This window comes from Pseudoalteromonas sp. T1lg75, assembly GCF_002964705.1.
GTDB lineage: Bacteria > Pseudomonadota > Gammaproteobacteria > Enterobacterales > Alteromonadaceae > Pseudoalteromonas.
Genome location: NZ_PQCD01000033.1, coordinates 405,517 through 419,526 on the forward strand (window position 1 = coordinate 405,517; position 14,010 = coordinate 419,526).

A 14,010-nucleotide genomic window follows, 5' to 3' on the forward strand; every position below is an offset into this window, starting at 1 on the left:
CCGTCCCAAAGCGACAAAAACCGCTCTAAAAATACCGCCTTGCTACAGGCTATTCATCTTATCCAGCGTCTTTTCCAGATAATACTTGGCGGCCAGGGTCGCGGCATCACACGGCTTGGCAAAGAAGAAGCCCTGCAAGTGGTGACAACCGAGCTTATTTAAGAAGAAGATTTGCTCTCGTGTTTCCACCCCTTCGGCAATGCAGTACAGTCCCAGGCTGCTGGCCAGGTTATGTATGGTGCGAATAATGGCCTCGTTGGTGGGGTTGATACCAATTTGGCGCACAAAGCTTTGGTCTATCTTGATCACATCGATGGGGAACTGATTCAGATAGGTCAGCGACGAGTAGCCGGTACCAAAATCGTCCAAGAAGAGTTTTAAGCCGGCGGCACGCAACTTATTAAGCTGAGCCGCCGCCTTGGTCTTGTCGTCCAATAGAGTACTTTCGGTGATCTCTAAGCGCAATTGCCCTGGGCTGACATCATGCATGGCGAGAATATCCACCAGGCGCTCGGTGAGGTTGGACTTAAGAATATGTATGGGCGAGAGATTCACCGACAGATAGAAGTCATCATAGGTGCTAAACCATTGTTTGAGCTCTCGCAGGGCGCGGTGCAGCGCCTGCTCGGTGATGGCATCGATCAGCCCTATCTCCTCGGCCACCGGAATAAACTCGGCGGGCGATATAAACTGGCCCTCGCTTTGCCAGCGCAGCAGGAGCTCAACGCCGACGATGCGTTTTTGGTGAATATGCACTATGGGTTGATAGTGGTTGGTCAGTAGCTCGTCGCGATAGGCATCTTGCAGGGCATTTTCCAGCATCAGTTTATGGGTGATGCGGTTGTTCATCTGTTCGGTGAAGAACTTATAGCCATTACGTCCGGCATTTTTAGCGTATATCATCGCCATATCGGCGTTACGGATCAGGTCTTCGGCATTGTCGGCATCAAAAGGAGACAGGGCGATACCGATACTGACGGAAATATTGATGGTGATGTTGCCGATTTTAATCGGTTTTTCCAAGGTCTTGGCCAGGTGCTCGGAAAGCTCGCTGAGTGACTGCGGCGATTGTACCTGCTCAATCAGTAATAAGAATTCATCGCCACTTTGGCGGGCCAGTAGCGAGTTATCATCGAGTTGCTCACTGATGCGCTCGCAGATACAACAGAGTACTTGGTCGCCCACCGCATGGCCGAAGGAGTCATTCACCGGTTTAAATTTATCCAGGTCTATAAACAGCAGGGCCAGAAGCGATGAATTTTCTTTCGCGTAGTCGATGGCCTGGGCTATTTTGCCGCGCATCATGGTGCGGTTGGGAAGCCCGGTGAGGGGGTCGTAGTTGGCCAGGTAACGCAGCTCGTCTTCGGCGCGCTTTTGCTCGGTCAGGTCGGTGATCACCACCACATAGTAGCTGATCTCATCACTTTGCTCTTGCTTGTCACGACATACCGCCGTCACGCTGATCTGCACCGGATGGCGCATATCATGCTTGGTGCGAATTTGCTCCTCTATTCGCCAGTTATCACCCGCCGCTAACTTGCCGATCAGTCCCATATAACGCTGGAACTTTTGCTTACCCAGGGCACGCACGAAGGGCTGAATACTCAGTCCCGGGCTGTTGGGATCGGAAAACGCCCGTAAGAAACTGTCATTGGCGGAAAACGGCTGCAGATGCTCGTCTAGAATTAACAACCAATCGCTGATTTGGCCTATGGCCTCACCAAGGACCGTGGCCTGCTGGGCCGAGGCCTTGGCATCGGTAATATTGGTGTAAATTCCCGATACTTCCTTGGGTTGGCCTGTGGCATCGTATTCGGTGATCCGTCCCACCTCGTGATACCAGTGCCAGGTGCCTTGTTTATGGCATAAGCGGTAGGTGAAATCCCAGGTGGCTTGTTCGCCCTGATTTAAAAAGCGCTTCCAGTTTAGGCGATAACGGTCGACATCCTGAGGGTGGATTAACTCCACATATTGCTCGAATGTGCATCGATTTTGGATTTCGCGATAACCCAGCTCCGCCGCCAAGCGACGCTGCATAAAGCGCCGTTCCTGCACCTGATAGTGCCAGATGCCGCTGTTGGAGCTTTGCAGTGCCAGGTCGGTTTGTTGTTGCGAGGCCAGCAACTTGCCGTGAGCACTGTGCAGGCGTCTTTGTTGTCGTCTTAGCCACAGCATCCAGCTGCCAAGGAGCAGGGCGCTGATAACAATATAGAGGGTGATCGCCAGCGGTGAGCGCCAAGGCGCATAGGCCACTTCAATACCCAGGTGTAGGGTACGGGACCACTTTCCCGAGACCGGATCGAAGGCGCTAATACTGAGTTGGTGAGCGCCAGGGTTCAAGGTAGCAAATTGCAAGTTGTTGCTGGCGTAGTTTGGGTATTTAAACTCACTGGCACCGCTGAGGCTGATTTTATAGCGTACCTGATCGCGATGAATATAATCGAAGCTGGAAAAGGAAATGGTCAGGCCCAGATCGTCATGTTGTAACTGTAACGGGGTGTTGGCATATTTGCTGGGCGTATAGTCCAGAGGCCGTGAGAGCAGGTTAATGTCGGTAATTTGCGGCGCCGGGGCAATATAATGATTATTGCTGTTAATAAAATCGGCGGGGTCGACAATAAGCAGGCCTTTAACGGTGCCAAAGGCGAGCTCACCGCTGGCCAGCTTGGTGGCGGAATAGCCGTTAAACTCCGCCGCCGAGAGGCCGTCTTTCACACTGAAGTGACGTAAATGGCCGCTGTTGATGTTATAGCGATATAGACCGTTATTAGAGCCAAACCACAAGTAGCCAAAGTTATCCAACACCGGGGTAAATACACTCAGGCTTTGCAGCCCTTGCGCTGGGCCGATGCGGTCGCGCTCCTCCAGCGTTTCCAAGTCAAGGGCAACAACACCTTCACCGTCTATGCTGATCCACAGGCTATTGTTCTGATCTAGGGTCCAGGAGTCGACCAAATTGTTTGACTGCGCGCTTACGTATTTAGGCTCATACACGGGTTGCAAGCTGTCGTTATCGACATCATAGCGATATAAACCGCCGCCGTAGCTAATAAGGGGGTCGTCCTTATGAGTGGGCAGGGGAGCCAAAAAGTGCGAGGCGTGTTCGGGTTGCAGCATTTGTCCGATTGACGGCAAAGCCTCTATTACATTGTTGGCTGGGTCGAATCGGTAAAAACCCGACTCGGCAATGAAGTAGGTCATGCCGTTATCGAGTTGATAGAGCCCCCAATGAAGGGTATCGGCATTGAATGCTAAGGGGTGGGCGGCGTTTTTAAGGGGGTAGCTCAGAGCATTGGTCTTCATATTCAGCAGCGCACTGCCCGGAATAGCCAGCACCCATAGATGGTCGGCAGTATGAGTCGCTGGCTGCAACTGATAGACGGTTTGTTGTCCTATGGCCATCTTTTTATCGTCAAGGGTCATTAAGGTGGTGCTGGGCCCAGTCTTGGGGATTTTATTGAGGCCATTGCCGCTACCAACCCACAGAGTCCCATTGTCCTGCTCATAAATGGCCCAGGCAGCATGCCCATGCTGGTATTTACCTGTGGCCAGGGCCTTTTGCTTGAAGCGCATGGCCAAAGGTGACCAGGAAAACACCCCCTGAGCTTGGGAGCCGAGCCAAAGCATGCCGCTTTTGTCGCGGAACATTGACATGATATTGTTGTCGTTGACCGCATAACGCGAATCGCTAAAGCGGATCAGGTTGATGGTTTGTCGGGTTTGCCGATCAAATTGCAGCAGGCCGTCTTCGGTAGCCACGAAGTCCACCGCGCCATAGCGTTGCAAGGACCAAATATTATGGTTTTCGATCAGTGTTTCAATGAGCGGCTGCTGGCCTTCCAGGCTTCGTCTATATAGGCCTTCTACGGTGCCGACCAAGAGGCCGAATTCGTTGTCCCATTGCAGAAATTTGATATTGCGCTGGTCGTTGCTGGTTGGCTCCTTGGGCAAATGGGGCAAGGCCGAGCTGGTACCATTGTGATAACGGAATAAGCCGGTAGACGTACCAATATAGAGGCTATCATCATGGGGGAGCAGGGCACGGATCATGTGGGTACGATTGTCCAGACTAAACACCAGCTCCAAGGAGCGCTGGCTCAGACTGTACTTGTATACCTGATGGTTAATGCCCAGCCAGATAATATCGTTATTATTGTTATCCTGGCTTATTTCCCAAACGGTGGCATATTTTGCGTCGACCTCGGTCACGGGGTTGCTGAGCAATTGATGTGAGCTGAGGGTCGCAGGGTCGACTAAAAACAGGCCGTTGAGCTGAGCGGAGACGAGAAAATTGCCGTTTTTCAATGGCGTAATAGCCAAAATGGCGTCACTGGCCAGGGCGGGATCGGCACTATTAAAAAGGTTAAGTTGATAGCCGTCGTAGCGGTTTAGGCCGCGATCCGTACCAAACCAAAGATAGCCGAATTCATCCTGGGCTATGGTGTTAACCGTGCCCTGGCTTAGCCCTTCTTCGGTCGACAGGCGTTGCAATTGATAGCCATAGTTTACTGGGGTGGCAAAAACGCCATTAGCGCCGGCAAAGAAGACTAAAAAGCTAAGTAATGCGTTGAGCAAAAAACTGATATAGCGACGCAATTCTTGACTCCAATAAGGCGCTGAAACCGATCTAGTAGGTGGTATCCCTTGAACTGAGCTAGGCCATCAACAGAGAATTAACATTATAATCTGTAAATCTAGCATAGAAGTGTCCGTGGTCACTATATCTTTATAATTTCACTTCTAAAAAATATGACTATATGGTTAACATTAGAGCAACTTTTAAGCCGAAGGATTGACCAGATGAAAAATCAGCCAGCAAATGCCTCTCCTGCGCCCGGTCTTAGCCCCGCCCTTATTGTAATCGATATGCAGCTTCGTTTAGCCCCCGCGATGGCGGATTACCAGCAGGTGTGCGCGCGTGTGAAGTTGCTCACCGAGGTGGCGGATAAACTTGAGATAGAGCACATTATTACCGAACAAAACCCTCTGGGTTTGGGCGCCACAGATCCCTGTTTGATTAACGCCAGCGCCAAAGTGGTGGCCAAGGACACCTTTAGTGCGGTGCAAAGCGAGGCCTTTATTGCCGCCATTGAGGAGTTGGAGGAATCACACTTTTTCTTATGTGGCATGGAAAGCCATGTGTGCGTGTATCATACCGCCAATGAATTGCTCGCCAAGGGGTATCAGGTGAGTGTACTAGCCGATGCGGTGTGCTCCCGAGATCCTGAAAATAAAACATTGGCCTTGGCGCAGTTGCGGCATAACGGCGCCCAGGTATGTTCTTCCGAGACCGCCATATTCGCCTGGATGAATAGCTGCCGCCACCCTCAGTTTCGCGATATCCTGGCTTTGATCAAGTAATGACCGGGAGCGTAAACCCAGTCAAAGCCTGTCCTAAGGTCGTTTATGCTTAAAAGGTGTGCAAGCGGCCGTGATGACAATCAATCAATATTTTTATTGATAACTATTTTTGTTTAGATTAAAATTGGCGGCATAATCTAACTGAGAGTGGTTTTTATTCGTGTATATCTGTCTTTGCCATGGTGTGTCCGATAAGAAAATTGAACAAGCAATCGATCAAGGTGCTCGTTCAATGCGTGATCTTAGCTCCGAGCTTAAGGTCGGCTCTCAGTGCGGCAAATGTTGTAACTGTGCCAAAAAGATCCTAAATCAAAAGCTAATCGATATCGTCGATGTCACCGACGAAGTGGCCTAATCACCAGCAAATTTAGCTAATTTCTGTTATATCTCCCTGTTTTTGTTATATTGAGTAGCATGATGATGGCGAACGGCCAGGGCTCATGCACGCAAAAACTCATCTCCGAATCCTGCTGATCTCGCTATGCACATGGTATTTGATTGGCTGTAGCTCGGTGTCAGACTTCGAATCTATGCCCGAACGTCCAGCCAGTTATGCATTACCTAGTGAGGATGCTGACTTGCTAAATACGTTTTTTGAACAACAACCCAGTGCTGACTTATCCGGCTTTTATCCCTTGATCGATGGCCTGGATGCGTTCGCAGCCCGTATCGCCTTGGCCGAAGTGGCACAAACCTCCATCGATGTTCAATATTATTTGTATCACCGCCAGGAAACCGGCAAGGTGCTCAGTGCCTATCTGTTGAAGGCCGCCGAGCGCGGGGTCCGCGTGCGTATCCTGCTCGACGATATGTCACAGGCCGAGTCAGAACGCGACTTGGCAGCCCTGGCACGTCATGACAACATAGAAGTCCGCCTATTTAATCCCCTTAATCACCGTAAGCTGCGTTTTCTTAGTTTTATTACCGATTATTCGCGGGTGTCGCGGCGTATGCACAATAAGAGCTTTATCGTCGACAGCCAAGTGTTTATTACCGGTGGCCGTAACATCGGCAATGCGTATTTCTCCGGTGAGGATAGCTCCCAGTTTGTCGATTTGGATGTGCTCAGCATTGGCCCGGTGGTCGAAAAGGCCACCCAGGCGTTTGATTTGTATTGGAACCACCCCTTAGCTGAGGATATCGACCGTTTGTTTAGCGAAGTCGACAACGGCCACCTTAACATCCTCAAGGAAAAACTGGCGTACTATGTGAGCCGCCAGTACAGCGACAGCAGCCCTTATATCCAGCGGGTAAAGGAGTCAGACCTGGTGCAGTCGTTGCGCCGTGGCAAGCTGAACCTCGACTGGGCGCTGGGCTATTTATATGTCGATGATCCCAACAAACTGCTAACCGACAGTAGCAATACCAGCACCCATATGGCGCCTAAAATGATCCGTGCCTTGGGGGTGCCCAAACAGCAAGCGATTATTATCTCCCCATATTTTGTACCGCGAGAGCCGGGCATGGCCCTACTGCGGCGCTGGGCGGAGCAGGGGGTGAAGATCACCATTTTAACTAACTCCCTGTCTGCCACCGATGTGCCCGTGGTGCATGCCGGCTACGCAGGTTATCGCAAGGAGTTATTGGCGATGGGCGTCAACCTCTGGGAGCTGAAACGTAACTTCGAGGTAACCCCGAAGAAAATTAAGATAAAAAGCTTTACCGGCTCTTCCGCCGCCAGCTTGCACGCCAAAACCATGGCCTTTGACCACGAGCAGGTCTTTATTGGCTCTTTGAATTTAGATCCCCGTTCATTCAATCTTAATACCGAGCAGGGGTTGGTGATCTCATCGCCTCGGTTTAATCGTTTACTGCGTCGTTGGGTGGAAAATGATATGCCAAAGTTTGCCTGGCGATTAAGCCTGGATGATGAAGGTGAGTTGCAATGGCAGGGAGTCGGCAGCGACAAGGTGTATGATCATGAACCGGATACCAGCCGCTGGCAGCGTTTCAGTGTGTGGCTGATGTCCTTGTTGCCCATCGAAGGAGTGCTATAGGGAATCAACACCAAGAGTACTGAGTGATGGGCATAAAAAAGCCGCTGTAGCAGCGGCTTTTTTAATGAATTACATCTGCGATTGCAGGTAATTTTCTATTCCGGTGACCTTGATCAGGTGTTGCTGGGTTTCCAGCCAGTCGATCTGCTCTTCCTGCTCATGCAAAATGGCATCCAGGGCTTCACGGCTGATATAGTCAAGGCGCTCTTCCGCTAGTTTAATGGCCGCGTGCAGGTCGTTTAGAGACGCTGTTTCAAAATGCATATTGGCGGCAATCATTTCCTCGGCATCCTCACCGATACGCAGGCGACCCAGGTCTTGTAAATTAGGTAGGCCTTCTAAAAATAGAATACGCTCAATCAATCTGTCGGCGTTTTTCATTTTTTGAATTGAAACCTTGTAATCGGCCTTGTCGAGTTTGCTAAAGCCGAAGTCTTTAAACATGCGGGCGTGTAAAAAGTATTGATTGATGCCAACCAGTTCGTTGGCCAGCACTTTATTTAGCGCGCTGATTACGTCCTTATCACCTTTCATTATGACACCTCGGCATCGCCCATTTGCGACTGTTGATAGTTTTGCAGGCCAATTTTATCGATCAGACCCAGTTGCTGTTCAAGCCAATAAACATGGTCTTCTTCGGTATCGAATAACAGTTTTTCCAGTACTTCACGAGACTGGTAATCTTGTTCTTCTTCGCAAATTTTGATGGTTTCTTTGACGCACTGCACCACCTCAAGTTCAAGCTTGAGGTCATTGGCCATCATTTCTTTGACATTGGTACCCACGAGCAGATCGCGACGTTTTGTCATATCGGGCACGCCTTCTAAGAAAAGGATGCGTTTGATCAGCCAATCGGCATGTTGGGTTTCTTCTTCACGCTCATGCTCAAGACGTTCATAAAGTTTATTCAACCCCCAGTCTTCATACATGCGTGAATGGATGAAATATTGATCGATTGCGGCGAGCTCATTTGCCAGCAGTTTATTGAAGCTATCGATAACTCGTTGTTTACCTTGCATTTGCCACGGCCTCGTTGTGCATTGATGGGACAAGTGTAGTCTATCTTGCCAATAAATCAAATATTTTCATTATAAATCAGGTGGTTACAATTGTAACTTATTCGTATTCCAATTCATATTTGCCGTTAGGGTTTACGCATAAACGTCGCCATAATTTGGTAATGAAAGCCCACCTTGTTGCTCAGTTTGTTGACCAACAAAGTGGGGTCTAATCGGGCTTAGAACTGATACTTCACACCGGCGGTTATGCTGGTGCCTAAGCCTTTGATGTTATAGCCACCATAGGTATAGGCCTGGGCGCGGGCAGGGTAGTAGTCGCGATTAAAGAGGTTTTCAACGCCAAAGTAACCATTGAGCTGCTCGGTAAACTGATGCTGACCGCTGAGATTGACGACCAGGTAATCGTTCACCGGGCCTTGATCGCCCACATAGTCGCCATCGGCATTGGGTTCAAAACGCTTGCGGTTGCCCACATACAGCAAGGTCAGGCTTAAACCTGTCTCGCGACTTGGTTGCCACTGCAGGTTCGCGGTGGCTTTTGGTGGGCTGATCTGTTTGGCGCCAAGGTAAATATCGTCCTCGGTGTTCTTACCCTCCACATAGGCGTAGGTCAACGTGGTGCGCCAGGCCGGGTTAAAGCGGTAGTCCGCCAGTAGCTCATAGCCCCAAATCTCTTGTGGTGCACGTACCGGCATATAGACACCGGTGGTTTCGTCGAAGCTGTTGGTGGTACCTAACTCCGAGGTACTGCGATACAAGGAGCCTTCTAGGCGCAGCCCATCAAACACCGAGGTGAAACCAAGCTCATAGTTATCGATCACTGAGGCCTCGGTGCGAATAAGCGCGATATCGTCAACCGTGGCAGTGCGTAGTAAACGGCCAATATCCGAGATATCGGCGCCTTGTGAATAGCTGATAAAGGGGCTAAAGGCTTCATAGGCATTGTACTTAACGCCGACATTGTAGGTGGTGGCGGTGTAATTCAGGGTATCGCCTTTGACATCGATGGGCACCGAGCACTGAGTTTCGCTGCGACACAGCTCTAACGTGCGATAATCGTCCACCTCCAGGTCGATATCTTCATGACGTACACCGGCTTTAATCACATAATGGTCATCAATTACCCATTTGCTTTGGATAAAGCCGGCAAGGTTACTCATGTCCATTTCCGGCACCCAAACCCGGCCATCGACCAGGGGCTGTGAGGTAACGTCGTGAAGTAAGTCAACTCCATAAATAAAGGTGGCTTCGGTGCCTTGCAGGTCGAACTGGCTGTTAAAGGTGGCCCGCAACCCTTCTTTTTCCGAGGCGATAATTGACTGACCGCCATCATATCCGGCGCTTGGGTTGGCTAGATTGGGTGAATAGAAGAAGACATTTTCAATGTCTTGGGCGTATAAGTCGACGGTCAGTGCGGTATAAGCAAACACCTCGCTATCCGTATATTTGAGCATAATATTGGTATTGCCGCTTGGCCCTTGCGGGCGACCTTGTTTTTGTTGCTCTGCGGGTACGTGAATGGCGTAGGACTTATCGCCTTGATTGATATTGCCAAAGACATCGCCAAGATCGGTTTTTTGTTGGGATTTGTAATAGTTATAGGTTAATGACAGGGACTTTTCGGCGTCGAAATCATAGCCTAATTTGGTGAAGTAGTTTGCGGTTTCTACATCGCTCAGTCCGTATTGCAGACCAAGAATATCGCCTTCGGCGTCACGCTGTACGCCATTTTCCTCATAGCTCAGGGTGGCCAGGTATGAGAAGTTATCCATGCGGCCATTGATTGAGCCTTCCACTCGTGCGCCCAGCGTTTCGTCGCTTTTAACGGCGCTAAAACGGGTAGAGGCATCAAGCGTGGCGGAAAAGTCATTGCTGTTGCTTGGTTTTTTGGTGATGTAGTTGATCACTCCACCGGCGGCGCCATTACCATAGACCGAAGTCGCGCCTTTGATCACCTCAATACGCTCCAGTAGGCTTGGGTCCAGGCTGCGAATTCCCAAAGAGCCATTACGCAGCGGTGTTGATTGCGGCACACCGTCAATCATGATCAGGGGTGCACGACCACGCAAGGTTTGGCCGGTATTACTTGAACTGTTGGTGCTAGGTGCCATACCCGGCACTAGGACCTCGAGCAGGCTTTGCAGTTCCGGGCTGACCTTAAGCTGGGCCTCTATCTGTTCACGGGTGATCACGGTGACCGACGCCGGTACTTCATCTATGTTCTCCACCACGCGGCTGCCGGTGACTATGATATGTTCGAGGTCTTGGGAGGCTTGTTGTGCATACAAGGGGGTACTAAGGGCCAGGGTCAAAAGAGACAATGAAAAACGCACGGAATTTACCTTTGTTATTTAAGTGATTTTGCAAATGATAATAAAAATAACTCTCAATAACAATGCTGGGTGTTATTTTCCGTCATTAACAGTGCCTTGTTTCCAAAGGGATTGTCAGCGTCAAGCTGCGGCTTTATTACAGGTGAAGGGTATGAGGGGGGCAACTGCGAGTGCAATTTCGAGAGCTCGATGCTGAACTGATGCTAAGCAGGGCTTGATAAAGGAGTTCCCACAGAGCAGGGAACTCCTTATGTTGTTACAACAGCTCTTTAGGCTTTTCTATAAAGTAGCCTTGAGCGCCATCGAGGCAAAGCTGTTCGATAATCTGTTTTTCCTCTAGGCTTTCTACGCCCTCGGCAAAGACGCGCACACCAATACGGTGTGCCAGGTCGACCATCAGGCGCATAAAGTACTGGTTGTTCTTATCGTCTTCCAGACCGCGCGTGTAGCTGGCATCCATCTTGATATAGTCGGGTTTGATCTCGCGGAAAAACTTAAACGAGGTCAGGCCAACGCCGAATCTTTCCACCGTCAGGCGTGCGCCGGTGCGATGCAGCATGCTGATAAAGCGCTTACTGGCGGTAATATTTTGTTGTAAGCCTAGTTCCGAGATTTCAAACACCAGGCGTTGGGCAAAGTCACCCTCTCTAATTAGGCGGCGTTCCAGCCAAATCACAAATTTATCGTCATGGGCGCTGCTGGCAGAGACGTTAATGCCGAAATATTGGGCGCTGAGGTTTCTACTCTTAATGGCGTTTAACGAGTGTTCGATGATCATTTGATCAAGCTCTACCGACTTACCCAGTTGATCGGCCATCGCCATAAAGGTGGAGGTCGGCAATAAATGATCTTCTTCATCGCGAAAACGCGCCTGAATTTCCGAATAAGCCACACTGCTTTTACCCAGCGGCATAATGGGTTGGATAGCCAGGTTGACCGACTGCTTTTCCAACATGTCATTAATCATCTTGCGCCAGTTTTGCGCGCCTTGCACGGCACTATCACTGATGTCTTCGCGACGCTGTACGTGCCAGGCGTTGGCATGTTTGCTTTGGGCGATATTCATGGCGACATCGACATTGGCGAGCAATTCACCGAGCGGCTTATGCTGATCATAAGGCACTATGCCGGTGTAAGCGACCGAGGCAAGCTCATGCAGCTTTTGATATTGGTTAAATTTGGTTTGAATTTGCGTGGCGAAGCGCTCGACCTCTTTTGGCGGAGTGTTAGGGAGCACCACGGCAAAGTCTGAGCTGTTAAGGCGAAATACACTGGCAGAGCCATAGTTTCTAATGCCGGCCGTTAAAATGTCGGCAATGCTGCGAATGTACTCGTCCCCTTGTTGGTAGCCCTTGCTTTGGTTGATATGTTGCAATTCGGTACCACGAACCAGGGCGATGCAGCCAAAACATTCGCCGTTGGCGTGTTCGATATGACGCTCGTAGTACTCAACAAACATATTGCGGTTACCCAACTCGGTTACCACGTCCTTATAGGCTTCTTTCTTAATTTCCTGGGCCGAGCTGGTAATATTTTCCATCTGTAGACCCAGGTGAGCCTGCAGGCGATTAAGGGCAGGGGAGATCTGAGTGGCGAGCTTAAGCTTTAATTTGTCATCGGCAAAGGCGCGGCTGATAGGCGCGGGCATTTCGTTGCTGGTAACGAACTGATCGATAATGTTGGCAACGATATCGGCAATACGGCGGCGATAACCGCGAAAAGCCGTTTTTAAGCTGGCTATGGGGATAAAGCAGATAAAGGTGATCACCAGCACAAAATAGATAAGGCCCTGTTCAAAGGCATCTGCCATATCATTTAAATCGGCAATAAACTCCACTCGCAGTTCGGCATCTTGGCTCACCGCGTATTGGCTGCGAACGGTATCAAATTGGGCCTGGGCGATTTGGGCAATAAAGCTTTCTTCGGTGCGTTGCGTTTTGGCCATTAACACTTCGCCATTACTATCGCGTAACCAGAGCTTTTGAACCGGCATGATGGCTACCAATTGCTCGGCCAAGGCGGGAGCCTCGGCAACCACTTGTTCGGTGGTCATGGTCGGTTGGAGATCTAAAAAGCGTTGGAGTTGTGCCTGCATAGCATCCTGCTTATGCATGCCATATGAATGAAAGACCATTATATTGGCGATAACGCCGGCACACAGGGCCAGCAGCCATAAAGTAAACTGCAATAGTGTGAATCGTTTCACGGTAGCTTATCCTTTACCCTTATTCTTATTAAGTTGAAGCGTGTGGTTAGGTGTACTCACACCTATGCAACAACAACTCAATCTCCAGCGCCCGGCACCGTGATTGTTTGCGCACTTACATCCATGTTTAATTACCATACACCACAATAGGTTAGCGTTATTAAGTTCGCTTTGTGTTTTCGCAGACATATTATCATGCAGTGGCGTGTTAATGGCAATGCACTGATACATTTTGTAATAATACAGGGCGTTTATTTACATTTACTAGTGTGTTGAAACTTAAAAACAATTATGAATAGAGACTAGTTCAAGGAGAAAATCTTGTCTAGAAAGGATGTTTTAAAATTGGGTAATAAAGGGGAGGGCTTAAGGTTATTTTGGCTCCCCCTCCCCGACTCGAACGGGGGACCTGCGGATTAACAGTCCGTCGCTCTAACCAACTGAGCTAAGGGGGAACAAAATAATGCTAGGAAGTGGCTCCCCCTCCCCGACTCGAACGGGGGACCTGCGGATTAACAGTCCGTCGCTCTAACCAACTGAGCTAAGGGGGAACAACCTAGTGTTGAAAGATATTGGCTCCCCCTCCCCGACTCGAACGGGGGACCTGCGGATTAACAGTCCGTCGCTCTAACCAACTGAGCTAAGGGGGAAGCGCCTGTCTCTCAACGGGGCGAAATATTAATGACCGCACCTGCCAGTGTCAACTAATAAAATAGGCAAAAATAAAAAAAACGACTCGTTCGCCGTTTTTTCACTCAAATTGCCTGCTTAGCATGCAAAAATAGCCCTAAAAGAAGGCGGCACCAACCCGCCCTCGGGCACCTTGCCCATAAATAGGGCCTGCCAACGAGCAATCAATGGCTTATATAAATTCTCTTGAGACGATAAATGGCCTAAATATGAGTTTGCTTACGCCACCCTCAGAACGCTTTTTTGCCTATAGTGATCAAACCCTTATATTTAAAGGCCTCGGTTAACTTATCCACGAAATCTGTGGATAAGTCTGTTTATGAATGGGGGGAAGGCAGCAGTGGTAGGCGACATGGAGCACTTAGACAGAAAGCAACAGGTAAAATATAAAAAATATTATTATT

At 49.6% G+C, this 14,010-nt stretch carries 8 protein-coding genes and 3 tRNA genes; 3 read left to right on the forward strand and 8 right to left on the reverse strand.

Annotated features, from left to right (window positions below):
• Nucleotides 1-42 precede the first annotated feature (42 nt).
• The gene (locus C2M36_RS08385) at nt 43-4,596 is read right to left on the reverse strand and encodes an EAL domain-containing protein (RefSeq protein WP_105254514.1); all 4,554 of its coding nucleotides are present in this window, start codon (nt 4,594-4,596) and stop codon (nt 43-45) included.
• Nucleotides 4,597-4,800: 204 nt separating this feature from the next.
• Here C2M36_RS08385 and C2M36_RS08390 point away from each other — a divergent pair, with 204 nt between their 5' ends.
• From C2M36_RS08390 to C2M36_RS08400, 3 genes are all read left to right on the forward strand, one after another.
• Complete coding sequence (locus C2M36_RS08390; RefSeq protein ID WP_158678893.1) at nt 4,801-5,361, forward strand: isochorismatase family protein; 561 nt, start codon at nt 4,801-4,803, stop codon at nt 5,359-5,361.
• 160 nt (nt 5,362-5,521) lie between these two features.
• The gene (locus C2M36_RS08395) at nt 5,522-5,716 is read left to right on the forward strand and encodes a (2Fe-2S)-binding protein (RefSeq protein WP_105189134.1); all 195 of its coding nucleotides are present in this window, start codon (nt 5,522-5,524) and stop codon (nt 5,714-5,716) included.
• Between the two features lie 223 nt (nt 5,717-5,939).
• Complete coding sequence (locus tag C2M36_RS08400; RefSeq protein WP_158678894.1) at nt 5,940-7,358, forward strand: phospholipase D family protein; 1,419 nt, start codon at nt 5,940-5,942, stop codon at nt 7,356-7,358.
• A 69-nt stretch (nt 7,359-7,427) separates the two neighbouring features.
• On the opposite strand, the gene bfr (C2M36_RS08405) is transcribed toward C2M36_RS08400, so the two are convergent.
• The 7 genes from bfr (C2M36_RS08405) to C2M36_RS08435 form a co-directional block, all read right to left on the reverse strand.
• On the reverse strand, nt 7,428-7,892 hold the full coding sequence (gene bfr, locus C2M36_RS08405; RefSeq protein WP_105189132.1) for a bacterioferritin: 465 nt from the start codon (nt 7,890-7,892) through the stop codon (nt 7,428-7,430).
• On the reverse strand, nt 7,892-8,377 hold the full coding sequence (gene bfr, locus C2M36_RS08410; RefSeq protein ID WP_105189131.1) for a bacterioferritin: 486 nt from the start codon (nt 8,375-8,377) through the stop codon (nt 7,892-7,894). Before bfr (C2M36_RS08410) ends, bfr (C2M36_RS08405) begins: the two co-directional genes overlap by 1 nt.
• A gap of 218 nt (nt 8,378-8,595) precedes the next feature.
• Nucleotides 8,596-10,710, reverse strand: coding sequence for a TonB-dependent receptor (locus C2M36_RS08415; protein ID WP_105254517.1), 2,115 nt, complete (start codon nt 10,708-10,710; stop codon nt 8,596-8,598).
• 256 nt (nt 10,711-10,966) lie between these two features.
• A complete protein-coding gene (locus C2M36_RS08420) occupies nt 10,967-12,916 on the reverse strand; it encodes an EAL domain-containing protein (protein WP_158678895.1) in 1,950 nt (649 codons plus the stop codon).
• A 378-nt stretch (nt 12,917-13,294) separates the two neighbouring features.
• Nucleotides 13,295-13,371, reverse strand: a tRNA-Asn gene (locus C2M36_RS08425).
• 19 nt (nt 13,372-13,390) lie between these two features.
• Nucleotides 13,391-13,467, reverse strand: a tRNA-Asn gene (locus tag C2M36_RS08430).
• Between the two features lie 22 nt (nt 13,468-13,489).
• Nucleotides 13,490-13,566 (reverse strand) — tRNA-Asn (locus tag C2M36_RS08435).
• Between the last annotated feature and the right edge of the window lie 444 nt (nt 13,567-14,010).

Excerpts from the sequence above, each read along its gene's own strand:
- bfr (WP_105189131.1), bottom strand. The coding sequence starts at position 8,377 with ATGCAAGGTAAACAACGAGTTATCGATAGCTTCAATAAACTGCTGGCA.
- C2M36_RS08390 (WP_158678893.1), top strand. The coding sequence starts at position 4,801 with ATGAAAAATCAGCCAGCAAATGCCTCTCCTGCGCCCGGTCTTAGCCCC.
- bfr (WP_105189132.1), bottom strand. The coding sequence starts at position 7,892 with ATGAAAGGTGATAAGGACGTAATCAGCGCGCTAAATAAAGTGCTGGCC.